Origin of the sequence: Neorhizobium puerariae, assembly GCF_042429745.1 — a bacterium.
Lineage (GTDB): Bacteria > Pseudomonadota > Alphaproteobacteria > Rhizobiales > Rhizobiaceae > Neorhizobium > Neorhizobium puerariae.
Map to the genome: position 1 here is coordinate 179519 of NZ_JBHMAA010000013.1, position 24992 is coordinate 204510.

The window sequence follows — 24992 nt, forward strand, 5'->3', positions numbered from 1 at the left end:
TTATGCCTTCCATTTCATGCGGGTCAGCCGCCCGAAGATGACGACGGCGACCGCCCCCGTGGCCGAGAGGACGAGCGCCATGGCAGAGCCGAAAGGCCATTGGAACGTATCGATCAGGGCATCCACCACCGTCACCGCCATGGTCTTCACCCGCAGGCCGCCGATCAGCGACGGCGTCACATAGGCGCTGAGCGACAGCACGAAGACGAGAATGCAGCCGGCCTGGATGCCGGGCAGCGACAGGGGCAGGGTCACGCGCCGGAAGACCTTGGCCTTCGAGGCCCCGAGCGAGCGGGCAGCGGCTTCGAGCGACGGATCGATGCCCTGGATGGCGCTCATGATCGGCAGGATCATGAAGGGCAGGAAGACATGCACCAGCGCGATGATGATGCCGAGCGCGTTGTACATCAGCGGCAGCGGCCCGTCGATGACGCCCCAGCCCATCAGCGTGCGGTTGATGAGGCCGTTGTTGCCGAGCAGGATCGTCCAGCCGTAGCTGCGGATGACGATGCCGACCAGGAGCGGCGAAAGCACGAGGCCATAGCCCACCGCGCGAAACGCCGAATTGCCGCGGGCAAGCTGCCAGGCCACCGGATAACCGAGGACGAGACACGCAAGCGTCGTCACGAAGCCGATCCAGAGCGTGTTGACGACCTGGCCTATGTAAAACGAATCCGCGAAGAACTTCCCGTAATTGGCAAGCGTGAAGCCCGGTCCGTAGGGCGTGCCCTGCCCCGGCATGCGCACGCTCATCAGCACGATGTTGAGATAGGGCAGGACGAGGAAAACCGTGAGCAGGATCGCGGCGGGCGCGATCAGCAGCAGCGGTCCGAAACGCTTCTTGGCAGCGGCGTTCATGCGCTGATCCCGAGCGGCCAGAAACGGTCGGCCGGCGCATGGACGAGCACCTCGTCGCCATCGGCGAACCGGGTGCGCGGAAAGGTCTGGACGTTGACGATCGCGCCGCTCGCAAGTTCCAGGCGATAGTCGACAAGGCTGCCGGAATAATAGCTCGACCGGACCTTGGCCGGCACGCCGGCCACGCCGGAACCGAGGGGCAGAAGCTCGACGGCTTCCGGCCGGAGCGCCAGCGTGATCTCCGTGCCGTCGGCATGGGCGCCTGCCGCAGGCACATCGCCGAACGGCGTCGAGACGGTTCCGTTGCCCACCTTGCCGCGGATGATGTTCACCTGGCCGACGAATTCGGCGACCTCCAGGTTCGCCGGCCGCTCATAGATGTCCGAGGGTGCGCCGATCTGCGCGATGCGCCCGCCGAACATCACGACGACACGGTCGGACATGGTCATGGCCTCCGCCTGGTCGTGGGTCACATAGACGGTGGTGATGCCGACGCGGCGCTGCAGGTCGCGGATGAAGACGCGCATCTCTTCGCGAAGCTTGGCGTCCAGATTGGCGAGCGGCTCGTCGAGCAGCAGGATCTTCGGCTCGATGACCAGCGCGCGGGCAAGCGCCACGCGCTGCTGCTGGCCACCGGAAAGCTGGCGCGGATAACGCTCGGCATAACCGGCAAGCTGCACCATGTCGAGAACCCTGGCGATGCGGGTGCGGATCTCGGCCTTCGGGATTTTCCGCATTTCCAGGCCGAAGGCGAGGTTTCCCTCGACCGTCATGTGCGGAAAGAGCGCATAGTTCTGGAACACCATGCCGATATCGCGCTTTTCGACCGGCACATGCACGACATCGCGCCCATCGAACCGGATCGCGCCCTGCGTGGCATCCTCGAACCCGGCGATCATCTTCAGCGTCGTCGTCTTGCCGCAGCCGGAAGGGCCGAGCAGCGAGATGAACTCGCCCTCGGCGATCCGGATGGAAATGCCGTCGACCGCGGGACCCTGCCCGTAGTCCTTGGTCAGCTTTTCGATGCTAACCTCTGTCATGAAACTTCACTTTCGGAATCGTCTTGCAAAAAAGCCGATCATGGCTTGCCCCGGAATTTCAAGTACGCATCGTGCTTTCGAAAATCGGTCCGATTCTCGGGCCGATGCGACCGGCAAGCCATGATCGCAGCGGGGGAAAATTCACTTGACGGTCTTCGCCCAGCGTTCGGCGAGCTCGCCCTGCTTCTCGTTGACGAAGTTCCAGTCCCAGGTGAGGATCTTGTCCATGTCGGCGCCGGAAATCGGGACGTCCGCCTTCAGGTCTGCCGGAACCGCCACCTTCGAATTGGTCGGCGAGATGAAGAATTCCTTCATCATCATGGCCTGTACCTCCGGCGAAAGCAGGAAGTTGGCGTATTGGTAGGCCAGGTCCTTTTCCGGGGCGTTCGCGAGGATGTTGATCGTCTGGTCGAACATGATCATCCCCTCTTCCGGGATGATGCAGTCGACCGGCAGCCCCTGCTTCTTCAGCCGGGCGATTTCGCCGAAATCGAAGGGCGCGACGACGATCTCGCCCGAGGCCAGTCCGGTGGACAGGTTGAAATCCACCTGGATGACCGAACCCAGTTTCTGAAGCGCGGCAAAACCCGCGTCGACGTCATACTGGTCCTTGCCGAAAATCCTGGAGAAGAGCAGCAGCTCCATCTTGCCGGCGCTGTTGGCGAAATTGTAGAGGCCGATCCTGCCCTTGAACTCGGGATTTTCCCACAGGTCCTTCCAGGCCTTCGGCTTGGTCTTCACGAGATCGGTCCGGTAACCGATGCCGATCGGCGAGACCGCGCCGATCGCACCCCAGCCATCGGTCTTCTTGGCGAGCGGATAGAGATCGGCATAGTTCGGCAGCTTGGAAAGGTCGAGCTTTTCGAAAAAGCCCTCCTTGCGCAGGCCGGACGCGAAGACCTCGTTGGTCATCACGATCGAATAGGGCGGTTTGGCGACGCCCGCCGCGCGCAGGTTCGCGCCCCAGACGCGGCCGTTGCCGACGTCGAGCGTCACGGCCGCGCCGCTCTGCTTGGTGAAGGCCGGCGCCACGGTGGAGCGCCAGTATTGCTCCCAGACACCGCCGAGCGTCGGCACGACCAGCGTCTTCGCCTGGGCCCGCGCGGGCAGCCCCATGAGCCCCGCCGCGGCGAGCGCCCCCATTCCGGCAAGGGTTTGCCGTCTTGTCAGATCCATCATCTTTCAGTTCCCCTTGTTGCGATCATCGATCGGTATGTGCCGGCGGTGTTCCGCTTCTGCGCACGGGTTCAGTCAGTTCTCAGCCTTTCGAAAAAGCCTGTCTCGTCTTCAGGTCGATATATTCGCCGTAGGCGATCGGCTCGTATTTCGCCCCGTCCTTGATAAAGGGCTTCAGGCATTCGATCACCGTATCCTTCGACGGATTGAGGAAGAACGGAATGGATTGCCGCCGGGCCGTGCCCTTGAAGCCGCTCGGCGGGTTGGCGACGCGGTGCGGCGTCGAGACCCATTCGTCATTGGTCCAGCGCATGAAGGCGTCGGCGATGTTGATGACATAGGCACCCTCGATCGACGGCGCGTCCAGCCACTCGCCGTTGCGGTTGCGCACCTGCAGGCCGCCCGGGGAGGCTTCGGAACGCAGGATGGTCATGAAACCGTAGTCGGTGTGCACGCCGGCGCGAAGCTGGCCCGGAAGCGGCGCTTCGCTCTGCTCCGGATAATTGATGACCCGCAGCGCCGAAAGGTGGTTTTCGAAGGATGGCTCGAAATAGTCCTGGTCGAGACCGATCGCCTGGCAGAAAATGCGGCGCATATGCTTCGACAGCTTTTCCATTTCCCTGAAATAGTCGCGGAAGGCCTGCTCCAGCCCGTCGGGCCTGTCCGGCCAGGCATCGCCCGGCAGGCTTTCGCCGAAATTCAGGCTCTCCTTGTAATCGCCCGGCGTCTTCAAGCCCAGCGTGGCGGCGAGCGCTTCTTCCGCGATCGGGGAAAAGGAGACGCCGCCGATCACGCCCGTGCCGCGGCCGATCGTCTTCTTCCAGTCCTGCGGGAAATCGAAGAAGGCGCGGGCGAGATTGTAGAGCCTCGATGTCACGTCCGGCGAAACGCCGTGGCCGGTGACGAGGAAGAAGCCGGTATCGCGGCAGGCGGTTTCGATCGCCTTCACGACGGCGGAAGCGCCCGTCTCGTTCCGGATGAAGGGGCCGACATCGATGACCGGAATGCCGGGAACGGCACCGTTGGATGACGCGGGATTGGCACTCGAAACGGACACGGCCTTCCTCCATCTGCATATCTGACAAACAGATGTTGACAAAAACATCTGTTGTTGTCCATATCAAAAATAACGAAGTTTTAGGACGGCATTCGCCGCAAGGATGATGTTCGAGATGGATGATCTCGCTCCGCAGGAAGCGGCCGTTCTGGCGATCATCAGGGACAACCCGTTCGCCGGGCAGCAGGAGATCGCCACCCAGCTCGGGCTGGCGCGCTCCACGGTCGCCGCGCATATCGTACAGCTCATGCAGAAGGGCTATATCCTCGGCCGCGGTTATGTGATGCCGGCGCAGACGCGTGCGGTCTGCATCGGCGGCGCGGTGCTCGACCGCAAGTATCGCGCCAAGGCGGACCTCGTTTTCGAAACCTCCAACCCGGTCGACGGCATCCGCTCCATGGGCGGGGTCGCCCGCAACGTGGCGGAAAACCTCGCGCTTCTCGGCACGACGACCAGCTTCGTCTCGATCGTCGGCGATGACGAGGGCGGGCATGCGCTGCTCAAATACATGCGCGACCGCGGCATCGACATCAGCCAGGTCGTCACCACGACCGAGCGCCCGACGGCCGAATATGCGGCGATCCTCGACACCAGAGGCGACCTCGTCCTCGGCATTGCCGACATGGGCATTTTCGACCTGCTTCTGCCGACCCATTTCGAGCGCATCTGGCCGCATCTCGCCGCCGCGAGCTGGGTCTTTTGCGACACCAACGTGCCGGCCGAGACGCTGGCTGCGCTGATCGCGAAACGCCAGGGCGCGCGTTTCAGGCTGGCGATAGACGCCGTCTCGACCCCCAAGGCGGCCCGTTTGCCCAGGAATCTCTCCGGCATCGATCTCCTGTTCATGAACATCGACGAGGCGAACGCCGTCCTGCACCGCAAGGCGCCGGAAGCCGACAAGCCCGCGACGATCGAGGAAGCCCGGGAAGCAGCCCTGGCCCTTCAGGCCGCGGGCGCCCGCGAGGCGGTCGTCACCATGGGCGCGCGCGGCATCGCGGTGGCGGGCACCGACGGCGCCCGCACCTTCCCGGCCGTGCAGGCAAGGCCGGTCGACATCACCGGCGCGGGCGACGCCATGATCGCCGGCACGCTCCACCGCATCCTGCACGGGGAAGACATCTATGCGGCGGCGCGCACCGGCGCGCTGCTCGGCACGCTGACCACCGAAAGCGCGGCAAGCGTCCACACCGAATTGTCCGAACGCTTCCTGGAAGCCAACATGCACCGTCTTGCTGGATAAGCCGGCCGGTCGAAAACACCATTCGAGGAATACCCGATGACCCTTCTGAAACCGAAGCTGAGCCGTGAAGTCGCTGAAACGATCGCCGCCGGCGGCCCGGTCGTGGCGCTGGAATCGACCATCATCACCCACGGCATGCCCTATCCGGCCAATCTCGAAACCGCGCTCGGCGTCGAGGCGGTGATCCGCGAGAATGGCGCGGTGCCGGCGACGATTGCGGTGATCGACGGCGAACTGCGCGTCGGCCTCGTGCACAGGGAACTCGACGAACTGGCGCAGGCCAAGCGCGTCGTGAAGGCGTCCGGCCGCGACCTCGCCGTCGCCATGGTCAAGAAGCAGTCGGCCGGCACCACCGTTTCGGCCACCATGCTGCTCGCCGATCTCGCCGGCATCGACATTTTCGCGACCGGCGGCGTCGGCGGCGTGCATCGCGGCGCCGAACAGACCTTCGACATCTCCGCCGACCTGACCGAGCTCGGCCGCACCAAGACCGCCGTCGTCTGCGCCGGCGTGAAGTCGATCCTCGATATCGCCAAGACGCTCGAATATCTGGAGACCCAGCGCGTGCCGGTGATCGCCTACGGCACGGAGGATTTCCCGGCCTTCTTTACCCGCAAAAGCGGCTACAAGGCCGACCATAGGCTGGACACGCCGGAAGAGATCGCCGAAGCGATGTTCCTGCACCACAAGCTCGGCACCGGCACCGGCCTGATGATCGCCAACCCGATCCCGGAAGCCGCCGCGCTGACGCCGGAATTCATCGACGGCACGATTGCCGACGCCGTGCGCGAGGCGGACGAAAAGGGCATCGGCCGCAAGGAGCTGACGCCCTTCCTGCTCGCCCGCATCAACGAGCTTTCCAGGGGCGAGAGCCTCAAGGCCAATATCGAGCTGGTGAAGAACAACGCCCGGCTGGCCGCAAGGATGGCCGTCGCCTACGCGGCACTGAAGAAGTCCGGCCGGTAAATCCGGCCGGCGCGGCAAGTCGTTCAATAATAAAGGGAACAGCCATGAGCTACGAAACGATCCTTTACGAGAAGGATGCCACCGACAAGTTCGCGACGATCACCATCAATCGCCCCGACAAGATGAACGCGATGAACAAGACGGTGATCCGCGAGATCGACGCGGCGCTGAAGAGCGCCGTCGACGACCCGGACGTCAACGCCCTGGTCATCACCGGCGCCGGCCGCGCCTTCTCCTCCGGCTACGACCTGCAGGGCGGCGACTTCGACGTGGACATCGACTTCTGGCGCGAGGACATGACCGAGAACGCCGAGGCGCTGCTCAACATCTGGCGCGCCCCGATCCCGGTCATCGCCTCGGTCAATGGTTACGCGCTCGCCGGCGCTCTCGAACTGATGATGTGCTGCGACCTCGCCATCGCCGCCGACACCGCCAGGTTCGGCGAGCCGGAAGTGCGCCACAATTCCGGCCCGCCGGCGCTGATGATGCCCTGGCTGCTCGCCACCCGCGACGTTCGCTGGCTGATGTTCACCGGCGACATGGTGGATGCCGAAGAGGCGCTGCGCATGCACCTCGTCAACAAGGTCGTGCCGGCCGACCAGTTGAAGGAAAAGACCGAGAACCTCGCCCGCAAGCTGGCGCGCATGCCGGTGCCGGCGCTGAAATACACCAAGGCCTCGATCAACAACCAGCAGATGGTTGCCGGCCTGCTGCCTTCCTTCCAGTACAATATCGAGGCGATCGCGGCGCTTCACGTCACCAGGCAGGGCCGCGAATGGATGGCGAACCTTGCAAAGATGTCGCTGAAGGAATACCTCGCCTTCCGCGACAACCCCTTCAAGGGCCTCGACTGAGAAGGCCCGCCAATGCCCGCGAACACGCCCACGAACAAGAGTGATGCGATGCGGGCCTTGATGGCGCCGCGCTCCGTCGCGGTCGTCGGCGCCACCGAGCGCGCCGACGCCTCCTCCAGCTATGTGATGAAGAACCTGATGCGCTTCGGCTATCAGGGCAAGATCATCCCGGTGCACCCGAAGGCGGAAACGGTCTTCGGCTACAAGGCCGCCCCTTCCCTCACGGCTCTCGACAATACGCCCGACGTCGCCGTGATCGGCATCGCCGCCGACAAGGTGATCGCCGCGCTGGAGGAAGCCGGCCAGACAGGCGTCAAGGCCGCCGTCGTGCTGGCCTCCGGCTTCGCCGAACTGGACGAGGCGGGACGCCAACGGCAACGCCGGTTGATCGAGGTCGCCGATCGCTACGGCATGGCGATCTGCGGACCCAATTGCCTCGGCCTCTTCAATCTCGGCACGGGCGCGGCGCTCTATTCCTCCAGCCTCTCGACCAATCTCCAGAAAGGCCGCTTCGCGATCCTTTCCCATTCCGGCGCGAGCGCGATCACGCTCGGCAATACCGGCCGGTTCGGGCTGAGCCATATCGTCTCCTCCGGCAACAGCGCCGCGACCGACATTCCCGACTATCTGGAATTCCTGGCCACGGATGAACTCACGAACGCCGTCGGTATCGTCATCGAGGCGATCCGCGAACCGGAAAAACTCGCCGCCGCGATGGAAAACATGCACGCAGCGGACAAGCCGGTCATCGCGTTGCGTGCCGGCCGCTCGGCGCGTGGCGCACAGGCGACCGCCGCCCATACCGGCTCGCTCGCCGGCAGCAACGAGGCCTATCGCGCCTTCTTCAGGCGCGTCGGCATCATCGAAGTGCCGGACATGGACGGTTTCATCGAGACGACAGCGCTCTGCCTGAACCTCAAACGACGCCCTGCGAAGCCGGGCGTGGCGATCGTCGGCGTTTCCGGCGGCGGCGTGGCGCATGTCTCCGACATCGCCGACGAGGCAGGCCTGTCGCTGCCCGACCTGCAACCGGAGACCGTCGCGAAGATCGAAACCCTGCTGCCGCCTTTCGCGACGCCGCAAAATCCGCTCGACACGACCGGCGCGGTCTTCGCCAACGGCGACATCTACCGCGACGTGCTGCATGCCTTGGCCGGCGACCCCTCGGTCGGGCTGATCGTCGCCGCGCAGGACGCACCGGCCGGCCTGGACGACTTCTGCGCCGCCGAATATCTCGGCATAGCCGACGCCGTCTCCGCCTATGCCGAAACCGGCAGCGCGCCGGTCGTCTTCATGAGCAACCTCTCCTCCGGCCACCACCCCGCCGTCGAAGCCAGGCTTGCGAACGTGCCCGTGCTGCGAGGCACGCAAAGCGTGTTGACAGCAGTCAACAGCATCCTCTTGCAGAACCGCAACGTCTCCTGGCCGGGCGCGCCGAACGGCGATAAAAGCACCCTGCCGCCCGGAGCGCCGACCGAGCGCGAAGCCAAGGCGCTGCTCGCCTCCGAGGGCCTGCCTGTCCCACAGGAACAGCTCGCCACCAGTGCCGATGCCGCCGCGGAAGCAGCAGGAACGCTGGGCTTTCCGGTCGTGATGAAGATCGAGTCGCCGGATATCCTCCACAAGACCGAGGCAGGCGGCGTGAAGCTCGGCATCGCCTCGGAGGCGGAAGCGCACGCTGCCTTCGACGCCATCATGGCGAGCGCCCGCGCCTACGCGCCGGATGCGGACCTTCGCGGCGTCTCGGTGCAGGAAATGGTGACGGGCGGCGTCGAGGCCCTGGTCGGGATCGTACGCCACGAGCCCTTCGGCCTGGGTCTCGTCGTCGGCATCGGCGGCGTGCTGGTGGAACTGGTCAGGGACAGCGCTTTCGACCTTCTGCCGATCGACCTCGCCCGTGCGGAAACGCTGATCGGCGAAACGAAGCTCGCCTCCCTGCTGGAAGGCTATCGCGGCGGGCCGAGGGCCGACCGCAAGGCGCTGGCGGAACTGCTCGTCAAACTCTCCGATTTCGCCGCACGCCATGGCGACGATATCGAAGCGGTGGACCTCAACCCGGTCGCGGTGCTGCCGGAAGGCCGGGGCGTGCGCATCCTCGATGCGCTCGTCATCCCGCGGAAAAGGAACTGATCAGACGAGCCGAAGCTTCGGCTGCCGCTCGGTCTCGGCATGGGCGAGCCACGACAGCCGCTCCGTCAGCAGCGCATAGAAACCGTCGGCATCGACGTCGCGCATGAACATGGCGTTCTTCGGCCGGCCGGAGACACCCCACCAGTCGACCACCGTCATCCCCTTGGTCAGTTCGGATTCCGTCTCGATCTCCACATTGCAGAGACGGCCGGAGTAAAGCTCCGGCTTCAGCAGGTAGGCGATGACGTTGGGGTCGTGCAGCGGCCCGCCTTCGCTGCCGTATTTCGCCACGTCGAACCGTTCGAAATAATCGAGCCAGCCGACCAGCACCTCGGCGAAATGCCCGCCGATCGCCCGGATCGCCTCCACGCGGGCGCGCGTCGTCAGCGTCCTGTGGGTGACGTCCAGCGGCATCATGACGATCGGTGCGCCGGAACCGAACACCACCGCCGCCGCCTGCGGATCGACATAGATGTTGAACTCGGCCGCCGGCGTGATGTTGCCGCCTTCGAAGCAGCCGCCGCCCATCAGCACGACCTGTTTGATGCGGCCGGCTATCTCCGGCGCTTTCGTCAGCGCCTTTCCCAGGTTGGTGAGCGGCCCGAGCGTGCAGACGGTCACCGTGCCGGCCGGCTCGCTCATCAGCGTCTCGACGATGAAATCAACGCCGTGCCGTTCCTGCAGGGGCATGACCGGATCGGGAAGATCGGCGCCGTCGAGACCGGTCGCGCCATGCACATGCTCGGCCGTGACGAGCGGCCCGGTCAGCGGCTGGCTGCAGCCGGCAAAGACCTTGACATCGGGCCGCCCGGCAAGCTCGCAGATCTTGCGGATGTTCACGTTGGTCAGCGACAGCGGCACATTGCCCGCCGCCGCGACGATGCCCAGGACCTCGATTTCCGGGCTTCCCAGAGCAAGCAGAATGGCCAGCGCGTCATCCTGGCCGGGATCGGTGTCGATGATGATCTTTTCTGCCATCTGGGGATCACTCTCGGAAACTGGGAAAACGGTTAGGCGACATGGGTGAGCGGCTCCTTCGCCCGCCATTTCGCGACGAGATCGGACTTGCGCTTTTCGAACCGCCCGACGGAGGCGAGCTTGACGGGACCGAAGCCGCGGACCATGTCGGGCAGGCCGCCGATTTCGACGGCGAGCGCATGATTGCCGGCGTCGAGCCCGGATGCGAGTTCCGCCACCAGCGCGGAATAATCCTCGATCAGCCGGCGCTCCATGCGCCGCTCGGCGGTGCGGCCGAAGGGATCGAAAGCTGTGCCGCGCAGGAATTTCAGCTTTTCCAGCACCGCAAAGGCGGGCCTGATCCAGCCCCCGAAGGCGATCTTGGCCGGATGGCCGGTGCGCGCATCGATCCTGCGGGAGAAGAGCGGCGGCGCGAGATGGTGCTTCACCTTGAAATCGCCCTCGAACTGCTCGGCAAGCCTGCTTTCGAAGCTGCGGTCGCGGTGCAGCCGCGCCACTTCGTATTCGTCCTTGTAGGCCATCAGCCTGAAGGCATTCTTCGCCACCGCCTCGGCAAAGCCGCTCATGCCGCGCAGCCGCGCCTCGGCGCCTTTCGCGATCCCGACCAGATCCGTATAACGTCCGGCATAGGCGGCATTCTGGTAGGCGGTGAGGAAAGCGGCGCGCCTTGCGACGATCTCCTCGAGCGTCTCGGCCTTCGGTCCGGATTTCGCCAGACCGGCCTCGCGGGCAACCGCCTCGACATCCACCGCCGCGCGCCGGCCCCAGCCGAAGGCGGCGCGGTTCATGGCAATGCCGGTGTCGTTGAGCTCGATCGCCCTGTCGATCGCCGCAAGGTTGATCGGCACGAGGCCCCGTTGCCAGGCGTAACCGAGCAGGAACATGTTGGCGGCGATCGCATCGCCCATCAGCGCCGTAGCAAGATCGGTGGCCGGCACCGTATCGACCGCCTCGTCACCGGCGGCGCGGCGGAGCGATTTCAACGTCGCCTCCTGCCGGAAATCGATCGTCGTGTCCTTCACGAAGGAGGCTGTCGGCGCAAAATGATCGTCGATCACCGCCCGCGTCTTGTTCCTGGCAAACGAGGCGAGCGAATTCTTCTGCGCCGCCACGACGATATCGAAGCCAAGCACGAGATCGCTTTCGCCGGGGCCGACGCGCGCCGCGTGGATCTGGGCCGGGTCCCTCGCCAGCCGGATATGCGAGACGACCGAGCCGTTCTTCTGGGCAAGACCGGTCTGGTCGAGCGTCACCAGCGCCAAACCGTCGAGAAGCGCCGCCTGAGCAAGGATCGCGCTGACCGTGATGACGCCCGTGCCGCCAATGCCGGCGAGCAGCATGCTGTAGGGTTTCGCAAAGCCGGTGGTGAAGGCGGGCAGCGGCAGATCATCGGTCTTCGCCGATTTCGACTTAGCGGCCGGCTTGCGGATGCTGCCGCCCTCGACGGTGACGAAGCTCGGACAGAAGCCCTTGATGCAGGAAAGGTCCGTATTGCAGCTCGACTGGTTGATACGCCGCTTGCGCCCGAACTCCGTCTCCTGCGGTTCGATGGAGATGCAGTTGGAGACGGCGGAACAGTCGCCGCAGCCCTCGCAGACCAGTTCGTTGATGAAGGCCCGCTTGTCCGGGACCGGATAGGCGCCCCGCTTGCGGCGGCGGCGCTTTTCGGCGGCGCAGACCTGGTCGTAGATCAGCACGGTCACGCCGGGGATGTCGCGAAGCTCCCGCTGCACGGCGTCCAGTTCGTCGCGGTGATGGACGGAGACCTCGCGCGGCAGGTTGCCCTGCCAGACCTCCGGCCGTTCGGCGACCACGGCGACGCGGCTTGCGCCCTCGGCCAGCGTCTGCCCGACGAGGCCGGGCACGGTGACCTCGCCGTCATGCTTCTGGCCGCCGGTCATGGCGACCGCGTCGTTGTAGAGGATCTTGTAGGTGGCGTTGACCTTCGCGGCGATGGCGGCGCGGATTGCCAGCACGCCGGAATGGAAATAGGTGCCGTCACCCATGTTGACGAAGATATGCTTCTCGTCGGTGAACTGCGACAGGCCGATCCACGAGCCGCCCTCGCCGCCCATCTGGGTGAAGGTCGAGGTGTTGCGGTCCTCGTTGCCGATGATCATCATGTGGCAGCCGATGCCGGTCGAGGCCCGGCTTCCCGCCGGCAGGCGGGTCGAGACGCTGTGCGGACAGCCGGAACAGAAATAGGCCTCCCGGCGGAGCGCCGTCGCCTCGACGCCGAGCGCGGCGGTCATCTCGTCCACGAACCGTGCCCTGGCCTGCAAGTCCCCGTCGAGCGGCCCAAGCCGGGAGAGGATGGCCCCTGCGACCGACAGAGTGGTGATCTCGCCGATCGACTGGAGAAGCGAAGTGCCGCTCTCTCCCATCTTGCCGAATACGCGCGGCCGCTCGCGGCCGGGCAGGTTGAAGAGCTGCGCCTTGATCTGGTCTTCGAGGATGGAGCGTTTTTCCTCGACCACCAGCAACTCGTCGAGACCGGCGGCGAATTCCGCAATGCCCTGCGGCTCCAGCGGCCAGACCATGCCGACCTTGTAGAGCCGGATGCCGAGTTCTGCGGCGCGGGCCGCGTCGATGCCGAGCAGCGCCAGCGCGCCCATCAGGTCGAGCCAGGACTTGCCGGTCGACACGATGCCGAGCCTTGCCTTTCCCGACCCGCCCCAGACGGTGCGGTCGATCCGGTTGGCACGCGCGAAAGCCTGCGCCGCCAGCATCTTTCGCTCCAGCCGAAGTTCCATCGCATGCGGCCCGTCCGGCCAGCGCAGAGAAAGACCGTCCGGCGCGAAGGTTTCGTCGGGGATAACGATCTGCGGCCTGTCCGGATCGAGATCGACCGTCGCGGAGCATTCGACGATCTCGGTCTGGCACTTGAAGCCGATCCAGGCGCCGGAATAGCGGCTCATGGCAATCCCGAAAAGGCCGTATTCGATATATTCGCCGACGCCGGCGGGCGAGAGCAGCGGCACCATGGCGGAGATCAGGTTATGCTCGCTCTGGTGCGGCAGCGTCGAAGAGACCGCGCCATGATCGTCGCCGACGAACAGCAGCACGCCGCCATTGGGGTTCGTGCCCACCGCATTGGCGTGGCGGATGACATCCATGCTGCGGTCGACCCCCGGCCCCTTGCCGTACCACATGGCGAACACGCCGTCGTATCGTGCGCCCTCGAACATGCCGGTCTGCTGCGTGCCCCAGACGGCGGTTGCCGCCATGTCCTCGTTGAGGCCCGGCTGGAATTTTATATGCTCGGCATCGAGATATTTCCTCGCCTTGCCCATCTCGCGGTCGAAGCTTGCGAGCGGCGAGCCGCGATAGCCCGAGACGTAACCGGCGGTGTTCAGCCCCCGCGCAAGGTCGCGCTGGCGCTGGATCATCGGCAGGCGAATCAGCGCCTGCGTGCCCGATACCAGGATGCGGCCCTTTTCCAGCGTGTAGCGATCGTCGAGGCTGACCTTGCGATCCGAAGAGGGCGTATCCGGCGCGGCATGGATCGACATCTAGGCCCGCTCCACCTGTCCGACCGAAACCGGCGCCTCGAAGACCCGGCCGCGATTGAGGATGTAGTTCGGATCGAAAGCCGCCTTCAGCCGCCGCATCGTGACGATCTCGGCCTCGCTGCGCGCATATTTCAGATAACGCCGCTTGTCGGTGCCGATGCCATGTTCGGCCGATACCCCGCCGCCAACCGCGGCGATGGCGGAGAATACGGCTTCGCCGATCTCCTTTTCCCGCTCGGTCACCATGCAATAGTGCAGGTTGCCGTCTCCGAGATGGCCGAAAATGAAGGAAACCGCATCCGGATCGATCTCCGAGATGGCATGGGCCGCCATGTCGAGAAATTCCTGCATGCGGGAGAGCGGCACGGAAATGTCGAAGCCCACGGATTCCCCGCGCGCGAAGAGGAACTCGTTGATGCCGTCGCGGATCGCCCAGAGCCCGCTGAACTCGCGCAGCGAACTGGAAAGCACGACGTCCGTGGCAAGCCCCTCTTCCAGCGCCTCGGCAAGCGCAGCTTCGAAACGCTCGTTGTCCTGATCCGGCGACTGGCCCTGGATTTCCACCATCGCGTACATGCCGGCGCCGACCTCGACCGGCGGACGGATGCCCATATGGGCAACAGTCCCTTCGTAGACATTCGGGAAAATCGCTTCGAAAGCCGACAGCAGGCCGGAAAGCCCGATGCGCAGCCTCGCCAGCAGTTCCTGCGCCGCCTTCAGGGACGGCAGGGCAATGAAGGCGTTGCGTTCGCTCTTCGGCTTCGGATGCAGTTTCAGGCAGGCCCGGGTGATGACGCCGAGCGTGCCTTCCGTTCCGATGAAGAGCGGGTTGAGGTCATAGCCGGAATTGTCCTTCGGCAGCCCCTTCAGCGAGGAAAGCACCGTACCGTCGGCCAGAACCGCCTCGAGCCCCATGACCTGCGCCCGGTACATGCCGTACCGCAACACGCGGATGCCCCCGGCATTGGTGCCGATATTGCCCCCGACCGTCGCCGTCCCGCGCGCGCCGATATCGACGCCGAAGAACAGGCCGGCGTCCTCGGCGGCCTGCTGCACCACCTGCAGCGGCGTGCCGGCCGCGACGATCATCGTCTGGGCGGCGACGTCGATCGATTCCACGCCGCTCATGCGTTCGAGGGAGAGCGAAACCTCGCCGGCCAGGGGACGCGACGCACCGGAAAGCCCGGTGCGGCCGCCCTGCACGACGAGCGGCTGGCCGATTTCGTTGGCCGCGGAAAGGATGGCTGAAACGTCCTGCGTGCCGCGCGGGCGAAGCACGGCGACAGGGCGATGACCGCGCGCCGTCGCATCGGCCGCATACCCGTCCGAAACGGCGTCGCCGACAAGCATGCCGGCTGCGTCCAGCCTTCCTTCGAGACGGGACAGGAGACGGCCTGCGCGCTCAGACAATCGGCCCTCCCCGGAAAGTCTCCGTCGCAACCATGGCCCGGCATCCACCGAACGCACTTTCGTCCATGTCCAATTCCCCTTGCCTTGTCGGCTTTGCAGGCGAAGTTATTCCCATTCCGCTATTTGTCAAACCTATATTTAAAAAGCAGTAGCCTTTTCGGCTGCGCCGTGGCATCACTAGGCGCAGGAGATATAGCCAGAACGTGGGGAAGGCCAACGTGATCCTCAAATATGACGAGGTTGTGCGCACGGGCATTGCCAGGCAGGTGGCCGACAATATCCGCTCGGCGATCCTGGACGGTCGCCTGAAGGTGGACGAACGCCTGCCGACTGAAGAAGATCTGGCGAAGAGCTTCGGCATTTCCCGCCCGACCGTCCGCGAGGCCTTGAAGCGGCTCGCCGCCCAGAACCTCATTCACTCCAAGCGCGGTCCGACCGGCGGCAATTTCGTCAAGCGCCCGGACCCGGAAGGCCTGTCCAAGGCGATTACCGGTGCTGCGACCCTGCTCGTCGGCGTCGGCGCCTTCGACATCGAGGAGATCATCACCGCCCGGCTGGAGACGGAAACGGTCTGCTGCCGGCTTTCTGCCGAAAACCGCAGCGAGGCCGATCTTGCGGCGATGGAGGCCGAGATCGCGGTCCAGCAGGACGCGGCGATCAGCGACGAGGATTTCTGCGCCTCCGATGTGCGTTTCCACCGCGCGCTGGTGGAATCGACCGGAAACGGCCCCCTGAAGCTGATGATGTACACCGTTATCGAGGCCTTCATCCCGATCACCAACATGATCGTCTTCCGTGTGCGCGAGCGCCGGCATGTCGCCTCGCTGCACCAAGAAATCCTCGATGCCGTGCGCGATCGCGAAGCCGCGAAAGCGGCCGACGCACTCGCCCGCCTGCTCGCCTATGTGCGCGAAAGTTACGCCGCCGTGATCAAGGCACGCGCCGAACGCGATGCCGCCCAGGCCTCCGCCTAGTTTCATCAATCAGATATCGGGAGATTTGTTATGGCCGAGACCTTCAGAGCGATGGTGATCGACGCCGTCGACGGCAAGCCGAAGGGCGCGTTCAGGGACATCCCGGTGGCCGACCTGCCCGACAACGACGTGCTGGTCGAGATCGCCTATTCGACGCTGAACTACAAGGACGGGCTCGCCATCACCGGCAAGGGCAGGATCGCCCGCCGCATGCCGATGATCGGCGGCATCGACCTTTCCGGCACCGTGGTCGAATCCCGCTCTCCCGAATGGAAAGCGGGCGACAAGGTGGTGCTGAACGGCTGGGGTCTTTCCGAGACCGAATGGGGCGCATACGGCCGCTACCAGCGCGTCAGGGCCGAATGGCTGATCCCGCTTCCCGACGCCTTCTCCATGGAACAGGCAATGGCGATCGGCACGGCGGGCTACACGTCGGCGCTCTGCGTCGACGCGCTCGAAAAATGGGGTTCGATCAGGCCCGGCGAAGGCGAGGTCCTGGTGACGGGCGCCGCCGGCGGCGTCGGCTCGGTCGCAATCGCCCTGCTCGCCGCGCGCGGCTACAATGTCACCGCCTCGACCGGCCGGCCGGAAACGCACGATTATCTCGCCTCGCTCGGCGCCACGAATTTCATCGATCGCGCAGCACTCGCCGAAAAAGGCGGGCCGCTGCAGAAGGAGCGCTGGACGGGCGGCGTCGACAGCGTTGGCTCCACCACGCTCGTCAACGCTCTGGCCCAGACCGTCCGCGGCGGTGCGATGGCCGCCTGCGGCCTCGCCGGCGGCGCCGATCTTCCCGGCACCGTATTGCCGCATATCCTGCGCGCCGTCACGCTGATCGGCGTCGACTCGGTCATGGGATCGCGCGAGCAGCGGCTTTCCGCCTGGGCGCGACTTGCCCGCGACCTCGACAGAAGCAGGCTCGACCGGATAACGACCGTGGAACCCATGACCAACCTGCCGCAACTGGCCGAGGACATCGTCGCCGGCAAGATCCGCGGTCGGGTGGTGATCGACGTGGCAAAATGACGTTCGCCGCCGGGGCGGAACGGACCGGCGCGAACCACCGCTGGCAGCGTCGCCGGATTGGCGATAAAAGCATGGGGCATGACACGCAATCGCAAGGCCCCGGCACGATGAAACTCACCGATATCGCGGAAACCGTCGTCGCCCGCGCCCGGGACAGGCGCCGTTTCGTCGTGGCCATCGCCGGCCCGCCGGGAGCCGGCAAGTCGACGCTCGCGGATGCCCTGCGCGCAGCACTTGCCGCCGGCGGCGAGACCGCCGAAGTCCTGCCGATGGACGGGTTCCATATGGACAACGGCATTCTGGAAGCCCGGGGCCTGCTGGCCCGCAAGGGAGCGCCGGAGACATTCGACGTGCGTGGTTTCGCCGATATCCTCCGGGCCGTACGGCAGGCGGACGAGGAGGTGCTGGTGCCCGTCTTCGACCGGTCCCGCGAAATCGCCATCGCCTCGGCCCGGCCGATTTCGCCGGAGACCCGCATCGTGCTCGCGGAGGGCAATTACCTGCTGGTCGACCGGGCGCCGTGGTCCAGGCTCGCGGACATGTTCGACCTGACGATCTTCGTCGGCCCCGACGAAGAAACCCTGCGGCAGCGGCTCGAGGCGCGCTGGGTCCATTACGGCCTCGATCAAGCGCAGATCGCGTGGAAGCTCGACGGCAACGACCTGCCGAACGGCCGCTTCATCATCGCCAACTCGCGGCCGGCCGACATTCGCCTCGACATCTTCTGAACGGATCTAGACATCCCTGAGCGCGGCGAACAGCGGCGCGAAGGACGCATCGGCGCGATAAAAGACCGGCGGACTGCCGACGGGAGACGCAACCGTCACCTCCTTGCCGCCGTCGTATATCTCCCCGCTCCAGACATGCACCCAGCTCGTCCCCACCGGCAGATAGACCGTGCGCGCCTCCTGCGCCGCCTGCCAGACGGGTGCGACGAGCAGTTCGGGACCGTAGAGATAGGCATCCTGGATCGCATGGGTTTTCGGGTCGTGCTCATGGTGCAGGAAAAGCGGCCGCTGAACCGGCAGGCCGCGCGCCGCGGCCTCCTTCGACAAGGTCTTGAGATACGGCGCCAGATGCACATAGATCCGCGTCATCCGCGCGAAATGCGCAAGCACGTCCGGGTCCTGGTCGATCTGGATATTGTCGCGCGGGCGGTTGCCCTCATGGCTCCGCATGACGGACGTGAAGGCAGCCATTTCCGCCCAGCGCATCAAGAGTTCCGGCGTGCGGACATTGCCGAACAGGCTGGTATACCCGCCGATATCGGAGTGGTGATAGGCATTGCCGAGCAGTCCCGAGGAAAGCGCGGCGCAGATGACGGTGACGAGCCCGTCGTGACGGGAGAAATCCACCGACTGGTCGCCGCCCCAAAGCAGGGGACAGTGCTTCTGGACACCGGTAAAGCCGGCCCGCATGAAGAACAGCGCCTCGCCCGTCCTGCCGCGGCTTTCCACCGCCTTCGCGTTGACCTCCGCCCATAGCGTCGGCCAGGCATTGTGCATCAGCTTGGCGTCGACGCCGTTCGAAAGCTCCACGTCGATCGGCAGATATTCGCCGAAATCCGCCATCCAGCCGGAAAGACCGAAATCCAGCATGCGGCGGCCGATGATCTCCTCGGCGAACCATTCGGCAGCCTCGGGATTGGTGAAATCGACGACGCCGCAATCGAATTCGCCGAAATCGACGATCGCCGTGCGGCCCGAGCGGTCCCTGGCGAAATAGCCCGCCGCTTCGGCCTCGGGGAACAGCGTGGCGTCGACGGCGAGATAGGGATTGACGTATCCCAGGAAACGGATGCCCTGATCATGCAGTTCCGCGATGCGCTGCCGCAGGTCCGGATAGCGCTGGTCGTTCGCCTGCCAGTCCCAGAAGAGGCGCGAGCCGAAGGAGGTCTGGCGGCTGCCGACCCAGTCCTCGCACCAGAGGCCGGACACCTGTACGCCTGCGGCCCGCATCCTATCCAGCCGCGCGAACGAATTGATCCCGTCCTTGAGGCCGATGATCGCGCCGTTGTAGATCCAGTCCGGCAATTCCGGCTGCCGGCCGAAACGCAGCGACAGCGCCTCGACGAGCTCGATGAAGCTCGGGGCGGAATGGAACTCGATCCGCTCCGGCACCGCCCAGACCTCGATCTCGTGAAATGCATCCCGGCGGAAATCGAACACCGAATAGGCGGTCGTTTCCACATGCAGCGCATATCGCCGCGAGGAGATGTAGGTCGGCTGCGGATAGTTGGTGTTGTGGTAGTCGCCGCCCGCCTTGTCCTTCAGGTCGGATTTGAAGGTGATCTCGCTCGTCTTGTCGCGACCGACCCCCGGCTCGGATGTCCATAGCGGAAAACGGCGCCCGCGCATGTCGAAATAGGACATCTGCTCGCCACCGCCCCAGACATGCTCCTCCGCGTCCGCGGGGATGCGGAGCCAGAAGCGGTTGATGCCGGCGTCCAGCGAGCGGAAACGGAGCGCATTTCCCACGATCGACAGTTCGAGCCGCGGCGCCCTGCCCTCCGCCTCGGACAGGGCGATCCTGTGTCCGTCAACCTCCGCATGCCGAAGCGGGCTCCGCTCGACGATATAGTCCTCGATCTCGAAGTTGCCGCGGTACATGCCCATCCGCTCCTGCCCCTGCCCGACGAACATGCAGGGCGAGCCGGCGTGATGCCGGAGAACGGTCCGTCCATTCAGCGAAAGGGAAAAACCGTCCGGCGCCGCTTCGAATTTCATCGCCATATCACTTATCCGGGCCATCTCGCTCATCCGGGCATCCTACCGCAGCCGCGACACGTAGCGCGCCACGGAATGGTCGAACCATGTGTGGGAAATCTCGGCCACCGTGCCATCCTGTGCCTGGCTCATGCGAAACACATGCGATATCGGCACGCCCGGCTTCGGAGCGAACGCAGGCGGCGCCCAGTCGGGCACGCTGTCCAGGCCGATCCTGTCTTCCGCCCGGACGATCCACAGCCCGAGCCGGGTGCGGTAGTAGAGATAGAGGGACTCCGACAGGTCCTCCGGCAGGATCTTCGATACATAGGAACCGTCGAGCCATATCTCTTCCAGCGCCGCCGCCTGCCCCGACAGCCGCCGGATGCGCCGGATGCGATGCCCTTCCGGGGAAAAGCCGAAGCCCGGAAGCTCTTTCGGCTTGTCGAGCCGCGCCACCTCAAGGACCTCGGCCGTCGGCAGGCCGCCGCCCTGGATGAGTTCGAGACGGAACAGGGAATAGACGCTTTGCGGATCGCTGATCGCGCAGATGTAGTTTCCCGACCCTTGGACACGCCGCAGCAGCCCCCGGTTCTGCAGCTCCGCCAGGGCCTTGCGCAGCGTGCCGACCGCAATGCCGAGCCCGGCGGCCATGTCGCGCTCCGGCGCAAGCCTCTCGCCATCGGCAAGCCGCCCGGCCGCTATGTCCCGCACAAGCAATTCGGTGATCTGCAGATAGACCGGCAGGCTGCCGGAATGCCGCTCCATGGGCCTTTTCCCCTCCCCAGGAAAATTGATACATTATTGATCTACATCAAATCCGATGTTATTCAAGTGCCAATCGTCATCCATGGAGGAGAGAGTTTGATGACCGTTGTGCCGATCACGTCAGCGGATCTCGACGCGGCGGAAGTCTCGTGGTTTGCCGCCCTCTGCTCAGACGACTACGCCTATCTCGGCGTGCCGGACGACGCGCTGAAATCGAGCTTCGGGCATTGCTCCGACATCGTGAAGCGGGCCGAGACGCTCGGCTTCCGCAACATTCTCTGCCCCTCTTCCTACCAGGTGGGGCAGGACACGCTGAGCTTCGTCGCGGCCTGCTCGCAGATCACCGACCGGATCAATCTTCTGGCGGCGATCCGCTGCGGGGAGATGCAGCCGATCATGCTCGCCCGCACCGTCGCCACGCTTGACCACATGCTGAAGGGCCGGCTGACGCTGAACGTCATCAGCTCGGACTTCCCGGGCGAAGTCGCCGACAGCACCTTCCGTTACCGCCGCAGCCACGAGGTGGTCCAGATCCTGCGCCAGGCCTGGACGCGCGATACGATCGATCACGAGGGAGAGGTCTACGGCTTCAAGGGCATCACGACGGGCCCGGCGAAACCCTACCAGCAGAACGGCGGCCCGCTTCTCTATTTCGGCGGTTATTCGCCGGATGCACTGGAACTCTGCGGCGCGCAATGCGACGTCTACCTCATGTGGCCGGAGCCGAAGGAGCAGATCGCCGAGCGCATGAAGGCGGTCAACGAACGGGCCGGGAAGCATGGCCGCACCCTCGACTATGGCCTGCGCGTCCACATGATCGTCCGCGACACCGAACAGGAGGCACGGGAATATGCCGAACATCTCGTTTCCAGACTTGACGACGAATACGGCCGGCTGATCCGCGACCGGGCCCACGACAGCACCTCGCTCGGCGTCTCGCATCAGGCGCGCACCCGCGAACTCGCCGACAAGTTCGGTTATGTCGAACGGCACCTGTGGACGGGCATCGGCCGGGCGCGCTCCGGCTGCGGCGCGGCCCTCGTCGGCTCCACCGATCAGGTCCTCTCCGAAATCGAGGCGTACAGGAAGATGGGCATCCGGGCCTTCATCTTTTCCGGCTATCCCCATCTCGACGAGGCGGAACATTTCGGCCAGAAGGTGCTGCCGCAGTTGAAGACCTGTTCGCTGCCGCACGTCTATGGCCGCGTCCCGGCCGGGACGCCCGCAACACCCCTCGGAGCAGGGATACGTTATTGATGGGGAGACGCCGCTGATGGACCGCGTTCAACTTTCGCCCGACCTCGAACTGAGCCGCCTCGTCTACGGCCTCTGGCGCATCGGCGACGATGCCGACACTTCGCCGAAACATGTCGAGGCCAAGGTCGAAGCCTGCCTGGCGCAGGGCATCACCACCATGGACAATGCCGACATCTATGGAGGCTACACGGCCGAGGCAATCTTCGGCGCCGCGCTGAAGGCCTCTCCTTCCCTGCGTGACAGGATCGAGATCGTCACCAAATGCGGCATCGTCGCACCGGCCGGCCGGCATTCCGCCGTTCGCGGCAAGCACTACGACACGAGCGCCGAACACATCAACGCATCGGTCGAGGCCTCGCTGCGCGACATGGCGACGGACCATGTCGACCTGTTGCTGATCCATCGCCCCGACCCGTTCATGGACCCGGACGTCACCGGCCCGGCGCTCGACGCGCTCGTCACCTCCGGCAAGGTGCGCGCCGTCGGTGTCTCGAACTTCCGGCCCCACGATTTCTCTCTGCTGCAGTCCTCGATGGAATCGCCGCTCGTCACCAACCAGATCGAGATCAGCCTGCTGGTGGCGGATGCCTTCACCAACGGCGACCTCGCCTACCTGCAGGAACGCGCGATCGCGCCGATGGCCTGGTCGCCGCTGGCCGGCGGTTCGCTCTTCAAGCCGGAAAACCGCAGCCTGCTGGCGATCCTGGAACGGATCGGCACGGAACAGGGCGTCGACGCGACGGCCGTCGCGATCGCATGGCTGCTTGCCCACCCGGCCAAGATCCTGCCGGTTCTGGGCACCAACAATCTCGACCGGATCGGGAAGATCGGCGATGCCGCGAAAGTGACGGTCGACCGCCAGACCTGGTTCGATCTCTACACCGCCGCCCTCGGAAAGCCGGTGCCATGACGATATCGGCCGACGCCATCCACGGCCTCGACGAGCATGCCTTCATTCCGGGCGCCTCGACCGCCAGGCATTATCGCAATGCGCTCGGCACGTTCACGACAGGCGTGACGGTGGTGACGGCAAGAACCCCGGACGGACCGATCGGCATGACGGTCAACAGTTTCACGTCCGTGTCGCTCGACCCGCCCCTCGTCCTCTGGTCCCCGGCGAAAAGCTCGTCGCGACATGCAGCGTTCACCGCCGCGAGCCATTTCGCCATTCACGTCCTGAGCGCCGAACAGGATCTCCTCAGCGCCCGCTTCACGCGCGGCGGGCTCGGCTTCGAGAAACTTGCCTGGATCGAGAACATGGAGGGTGTGCCGGTCATCCCCGGTACGCTCGCCCGTTTCGAATGCGAGCTCTCCTCCATGCACGATGCGGGCGACCATACGCTGATCCTCGGCCGCGTGCTGCGCGCCGCCCATCGTGAAGGCAATCCCTTGTGTTTTTCGCGCGGCGTATTCGGCCGTTTCGCAAGCTTGGGCGGCCGATAACCGGCGAAAGATATTGACCGGCGGCCGCAGTTGGGCCAAGTCAGGACGATCACCCAGCTTCGACAGGCCTTCCATGACCATCATCAGACCGCAGATCAGCGCCCGCGCCGCGGCGGCGCCTCGCAGCGGCATTGGCGAAATCGTCACCTATGCCCGGGGCCGCGAAAACCTCCTGCCGCTCTGGATCGGCGAAGGCGACCTTCCGACGCCGGATTTCATCACCCGCGCGGCCAGCGAGGCCCTTCTGGCCGGCGAGACCTTCTATACCTGGACGCAGGGCATTCCGGCGCTCCGCGAAGCGATCGTCCGTTATTACCGGCGGCACTACGGAACCGGTCTTTCGGTCGACAATATCTATGTCACCGGTTCGGGCATGCAGTCGATCGTGCTCGCCGTCCAGACGGTGGCCTCGGCCGGTGACGAGATCGTCCATCTCTCCCCCGCCTGGCCGAATGTGGTGAACGCGATCGGCGTCTCGGAAGCCAAGCCGGTCGCCGTGGAACTCGGCTTCGCCGATGGCCGCTGGGTTCTCGATATCGAACGCCTGGGGGCCGCGATCACTCCCAGGACGAGCGCGCTCTTCATCAACTCCCCCTCCAACCCCACCGGCTGGACCGCGACGCACGACGACCTGAAGGCAATCCTCGAACTCGCCCGCCAACACGGGCTCTGGATCATCGCCGACGAGATCTACGGCCTCTATTATTTCAACGGCGCGCGTGCCCCCTCCTTCATGGACGTGATGGAACCCGAGGACCGGATCATCTTCGCCAATTCCTTCTCGAAGAACTGGTGCATGACCGGCTGGCGTGTCGGCTGGATGGTGGCGCCCGCCGAGATCGGCCAGACGCTGACCAACCTCATCCAGTATTCGACCTCCGGTGTCGCGCAATTCATGCAGAAGGGAGCGATCGTCGCACTCGATCAGGGCGACGACTTCGTCCGCACCAATATCGAACGCGCCCGGAAATCCCGCGACATCCTCTGCGATGCACTGATCGCCACCAACCGGGTGGAGACCCGCAAGCCCGAAGGCGCCCTTTATGCCTTCCTGAAGATCGACGGCGTGGCCGACAGCCGCGAGGAAGCCTTCAGGATCGTCGACCGGACCGGTGTCGGCCTTGCGCCCGGAACGGCCTTCGGACCCGGCGGCCAGGGTTTCATGCGCGGCTGTTTCCTGCGCGATCCGTTGCAGATCGAGGATGCGGCAAACCGGCTCGGCGACTATATCCGCAGCCGGTGAGCATGGGCGTTCTCCAATCGTGACGAGAGCCCTTCTGATCCTCGCGACGCTCCTTGCCTCCTTCGGCTGCATCCGGGCCGAGGATGCCGACCCGGAACATGACGCATGGACCAGGGAGAAATGCCGGCGTTACGAACGTGCCTGGCATCAGATATCCGGATTTATCGGGCTCGAAGGCGTCAGCCAGGATTTCATCCGAGGCAATGAAAAGTTCATTGCCGACGGCTGTTCCAGCGGCGCGGATGTCTGCCCGCATTCTCCGCGGGAGATCGAGCTCGCCAATGCATTGACGGTCGCAGCGATGAATTTCGGCACCGCGGGCAGCTTCCTGCCATTCATCTGCCGCCAGCGATAG

General features: G+C 65.0%; 21 protein-coding genes. 12 read left to right on the forward strand and 9 right to left on the reverse strand.

All coding sequences use genetic code 11. The features are described from left to right. The 4 genes from ACFFP0_RS11680 to ACFFP0_RS11695 all read right to left on the reverse strand — a co-directional run bounded on the left by ACFFP0_RS11680 (window position 1) and on the right by ACFFP0_RS11695 (window position 4131). Window positions 1-858: an ABC transporter permease gene (locus ACFFP0_RS11680; RefSeq protein ID WP_377260577.1), complete on the reverse strand. Its 858-nt coding sequence runs from the start codon at window positions 856-858 to the stop codon at window positions 1-3. Next, a complete protein-coding gene (locus tag ACFFP0_RS11685; protein ID WP_377260579.1) occupies window positions 855-1898 on the reverse strand; it encodes an ABC transporter ATP-binding protein in 1044 nt (347 codons plus the stop codon). Before ACFFP0_RS11685 ends, ACFFP0_RS11680 begins: the two co-directional genes overlap by 4 nt. A 141-nt stretch (window positions 1899-2039) precedes the next feature. Further along, a complete protein-coding gene (locus ACFFP0_RS11690; protein ID WP_377260581.1) occupies window positions 2040-3077 on the reverse strand; it encodes an ABC transporter substrate-binding protein in 1038 nt (345 codons plus the stop codon). A gap of 79 nt (window positions 3078-3156) precedes the next feature. Next, window positions 3157-4131, reverse strand: a complete 975-nt coding sequence (locus ACFFP0_RS11695; RefSeq protein WP_377260583.1) for an isopenicillin N synthase family dioxygenase — start codon at window positions 4129-4131, stop codon at window positions 3157-3159. Between the two features lie 115 nt (window positions 4132-4246). Here ACFFP0_RS11695 and ACFFP0_RS11700 point away from each other — a divergent pair, with 115 nt between their 5' ends. The 4 genes from ACFFP0_RS11700 to ACFFP0_RS11715 are packed head-to-tail and all read left to right on the forward strand — an operon-like array spanning window position 4247 to window position 9321. Further along, a complete protein-coding gene (locus ACFFP0_RS11700; protein ID WP_377260585.1) occupies window positions 4247-5371 on the forward strand; it encodes a carbohydrate kinase in 1125 nt (374 codons plus the stop codon). Between the two features lie 36 nt (window positions 5372-5407). Then, complete coding sequence (locus ACFFP0_RS11705; protein ID WP_377260587.1) at window positions 5408-6337, forward strand: pseudouridine-5'-phosphate glycosidase; 930 nt, start codon at window positions 5408-5410, stop codon at window positions 6335-6337. Between the two features lie 44 nt (window positions 6338-6381). After that, entirely contained in the window at window positions 6382-7191 is an 810-nt protein-coding gene (locus tag ACFFP0_RS11710; RefSeq protein WP_377260589.1) for an enoyl-CoA hydratase/isomerase family protein, read from the forward strand. Window positions 7192-7203: 12 nt separating this feature from the next. After that, a complete protein-coding gene (locus tag ACFFP0_RS11715; RefSeq protein WP_377260591.1) occupies window positions 7204-9321 on the forward strand; it encodes an acetate--CoA ligase family protein in 2118 nt (705 codons plus the stop codon). Here ACFFP0_RS11715 and ACFFP0_RS11720 read toward each other — a convergent pair whose 3' ends face one another. The 3 genes from ACFFP0_RS11720 to ACFFP0_RS11730 are packed head-to-tail and all read right to left on the reverse strand — an operon-like array spanning window position 9322 to window position 15221. Next, window positions 9322-10299: a nucleoside hydrolase gene (locus ACFFP0_RS11720; RefSeq protein WP_377260593.1), complete on the reverse strand. Its 978-nt coding sequence runs from the start codon at window positions 10297-10299 to the stop codon at window positions 9322-9324. It abuts the gene before it with no gap. 32 nt (window positions 10300-10331) lie between these two features. Next, a complete protein-coding gene (locus ACFFP0_RS11725; RefSeq protein ID WP_377260595.1) occupies window positions 10332-13811 on the reverse strand; it encodes an indolepyruvate ferredoxin oxidoreductase family protein in 3480 nt (1159 codons plus the stop codon). After that, window positions 13812-15221 (reverse strand): FAD-binding oxidoreductase, encoded by a 1410-nt coding sequence (locus ACFFP0_RS11730; protein WP_377260598.1) that lies wholly within the window; start codon window positions 15219-15221, stop codon window positions 13812-13814. A 203-nt stretch (window positions 15222-15424) separates the two neighbouring features. On the opposite strand from ACFFP0_RS11730, the gene ACFFP0_RS11735 reads away from it, so the two are divergent. The 3 genes from ACFFP0_RS11735 to ACFFP0_RS11745 all read left to right on the forward strand — a co-directional run bounded on the left by ACFFP0_RS11735 (window position 15425) and on the right by ACFFP0_RS11745 (window position 17949). Beyond that, entirely contained in the window at window positions 15425-16195 is a 771-nt protein-coding gene (locus ACFFP0_RS11735) for a FadR/GntR family transcriptional regulator (protein ID WP_377260601.1), read from the forward strand. A gap of 30 nt (window positions 16196-16225) precedes the next feature. Beyond that, window positions 16226-17221: an MDR family oxidoreductase gene (locus ACFFP0_RS11740; RefSeq protein ID WP_377260603.1), complete on the forward strand. Its 996-nt coding sequence runs from the start codon at window positions 16226-16228 to the stop codon at window positions 17219-17221. 107 nt (window positions 17222-17328) lie between these two features. Continuing rightward, window positions 17329-17949, forward strand: a complete 621-nt coding sequence (locus ACFFP0_RS11745; RefSeq protein ID WP_377260704.1) for a nucleoside triphosphate hydrolase — start codon at window positions 17329-17331, stop codon at window positions 17947-17949. A gap of 6 nt (window positions 17950-17955) precedes the next feature. Here ACFFP0_RS11745 and ACFFP0_RS11750 read toward each other — a convergent pair whose 3' ends face one another. Together ACFFP0_RS11750 and ACFFP0_RS11755 are read right to left on the reverse strand one after the other, a co-directional pair. Beyond that, on the reverse strand, window positions 17956-19971 hold the full coding sequence (locus tag ACFFP0_RS11750; RefSeq protein WP_377260707.1) for an alpha-glucosidase: 2016 nt from the start codon (window positions 19969-19971) through the stop codon (window positions 17956-17958). An 18-nt stretch (window positions 19972-19989) separates the two neighbouring features. Next, window positions 19990-20694 carry a GntR family transcriptional regulator gene (locus ACFFP0_RS11755; protein WP_377260605.1) on the reverse strand — a complete coding sequence of 235 codons (705 nt, stop codon included), beginning with the start codon at window positions 20692-20694 and terminating at the stop codon, window positions 19990-19992. 99 nt (window positions 20695-20793) lie between these two features. Between ACFFP0_RS11755 and ACFFP0_RS11760 the strand changes: the two genes are divergently transcribed. The 5 genes from ACFFP0_RS11760 to ACFFP0_RS11780 all read left to right on the forward strand — a co-directional run bounded on the left by ACFFP0_RS11760 (window position 20794) and on the right by ACFFP0_RS11780 (window position 24992). Continuing rightward, window positions 20794-21951, forward strand: a complete 1158-nt coding sequence (locus ACFFP0_RS11760; protein ID WP_377260607.1) for an LLM class flavin-dependent oxidoreductase — start codon at window positions 20794-20796, stop codon at window positions 21949-21951. Window positions 21952-21967: 16 nt separating this feature from the next. Continuing rightward, complete coding sequence (locus ACFFP0_RS11765; protein ID WP_377260609.1) at window positions 21968-22861, forward strand: aldo/keto reductase; 894 nt, start codon at window positions 21968-21970, stop codon at window positions 22859-22861. Further along, window positions 22858-23394 carry an NADH-dependent FMN reductase SmoA gene (smoA, locus tag ACFFP0_RS11770; RefSeq protein WP_377260612.1) on the forward strand — a complete coding sequence of 179 codons (537 nt, stop codon included), beginning with the start codon at window positions 22858-22860 and terminating at the stop codon, window positions 23392-23394. The genes ACFFP0_RS11765 and smoA overlap by 4 nt, the downstream gene beginning before the upstream one ends. Before the next feature lie 73 nt (window positions 23395-23467). Then, a complete protein-coding gene (locus ACFFP0_RS11775) occupies window positions 23468-24637 on the forward strand; it encodes a pyridoxal phosphate-dependent aminotransferase (protein ID WP_377260614.1) in 1170 nt (389 codons plus the stop codon). Window positions 24638-24656: 19 nt separating this feature from the next. Then, entirely contained in the window at window positions 24657-24992 is a 336-nt protein-coding gene (locus tag ACFFP0_RS11780) for a hypothetical protein (RefSeq protein WP_377260617.1), read from the forward strand.

Excerpts from the sequence above, each read along its gene's own strand:
- ACFFP0_RS11680 (WP_377260577.1), bottom strand. The coding sequence starts at position 858 with ATGAACGCCGCTGCCAAGAAGCGTTTCGGACCGCTGCTGCTGATCGCG.
- ACFFP0_RS11685 (WP_377260579.1), bottom strand. The coding sequence starts at position 1,898 with ATGACAGAGGTTAGCATCGAAAAGCTGACCAAGGACTACGGGCAGGGT.
- ACFFP0_RS11690 (WP_377260581.1), bottom strand. The coding sequence starts at position 3,077 with ATGATGGATCTGACAAGACGGCAAACCCTTGCCGGAATGGGGGCGCTC.
- ACFFP0_RS11700 (WP_377260585.1), top strand. The coding sequence starts at position 4,247 with ATGGATGATCTCGCTCCGCAGGAAGCGGCCGTTCTGGCGATCATCAGG.
- ACFFP0_RS11705 (WP_377260587.1), top strand. The coding sequence starts at position 5,408 with ATGACCCTTCTGAAACCGAAGCTGAGCCGTGAAGTCGCTGAAACGATC.
- ACFFP0_RS11710 (WP_377260589.1), top strand. The coding sequence starts at position 6,382 with ATGAGCTACGAAACGATCCTTTACGAGAAGGATGCCACCGACAAGTTC.
- ACFFP0_RS11715 (WP_377260591.1), top strand. The coding sequence starts at position 7,204 with ATGCCCGCGAACACGCCCACGAACAAGAGTGATGCGATGCGGGCCTTG.
- ACFFP0_RS11720 (WP_377260593.1), bottom strand. The coding sequence starts at position 10,299 with ATGGCAGAAAAGATCATCATCGACACCGATCCCGGCCAGGATGACGCG.
- ACFFP0_RS11725 (WP_377260595.1), bottom strand. The coding sequence starts at position 13,811 with ATGTCGATCCATGCCGCGCCGGATACGCCCTCTTCGGATCGCAAGGTC.
- ACFFP0_RS11740 (WP_377260603.1), top strand. The coding sequence starts at position 16,226 with ATGGCCGAGACCTTCAGAGCGATGGTGATCGACGCCGTCGACGGCAAG.
- ACFFP0_RS11745 (WP_377260704.1), top strand. The coding sequence starts at position 17,329 with ATGAAACTCACCGATATCGCGGAAACCGTCGTCGCCCGCGCCCGGGAC.
- ACFFP0_RS11750 (WP_377260707.1), bottom strand. The coding sequence starts at position 19,971 with ATGGCCCGGATAAGTGATATGGCGATGAAATTCGAAGCGGCGCCGGAC.
- ACFFP0_RS11755 (WP_377260605.1), bottom strand. The coding sequence starts at position 20,694 with ATGGAGCGGCATTCCGGCAGCCTGCCGGTCTATCTGCAGATCACCGAA.
- ACFFP0_RS11760 (WP_377260607.1), top strand. The coding sequence starts at position 20,794 with ATGACCGTTGTGCCGATCACGTCAGCGGATCTCGACGCGGCGGAAGTC.
- ACFFP0_RS11765 (WP_377260609.1), top strand. The coding sequence starts at position 21,968 with ATGGACCGCGTTCAACTTTCGCCCGACCTCGAACTGAGCCGCCTCGTC.
- smoA (WP_377260612.1), top strand. The coding sequence starts at position 22,858 with ATGACGATATCGGCCGACGCCATCCACGGCCTCGACGAGCATGCCTTC.
- ACFFP0_RS11775 (WP_377260614.1), top strand. The coding sequence starts at position 23,468 with ATGACCATCATCAGACCGCAGATCAGCGCCCGCGCCGCGGCGGCGCCT.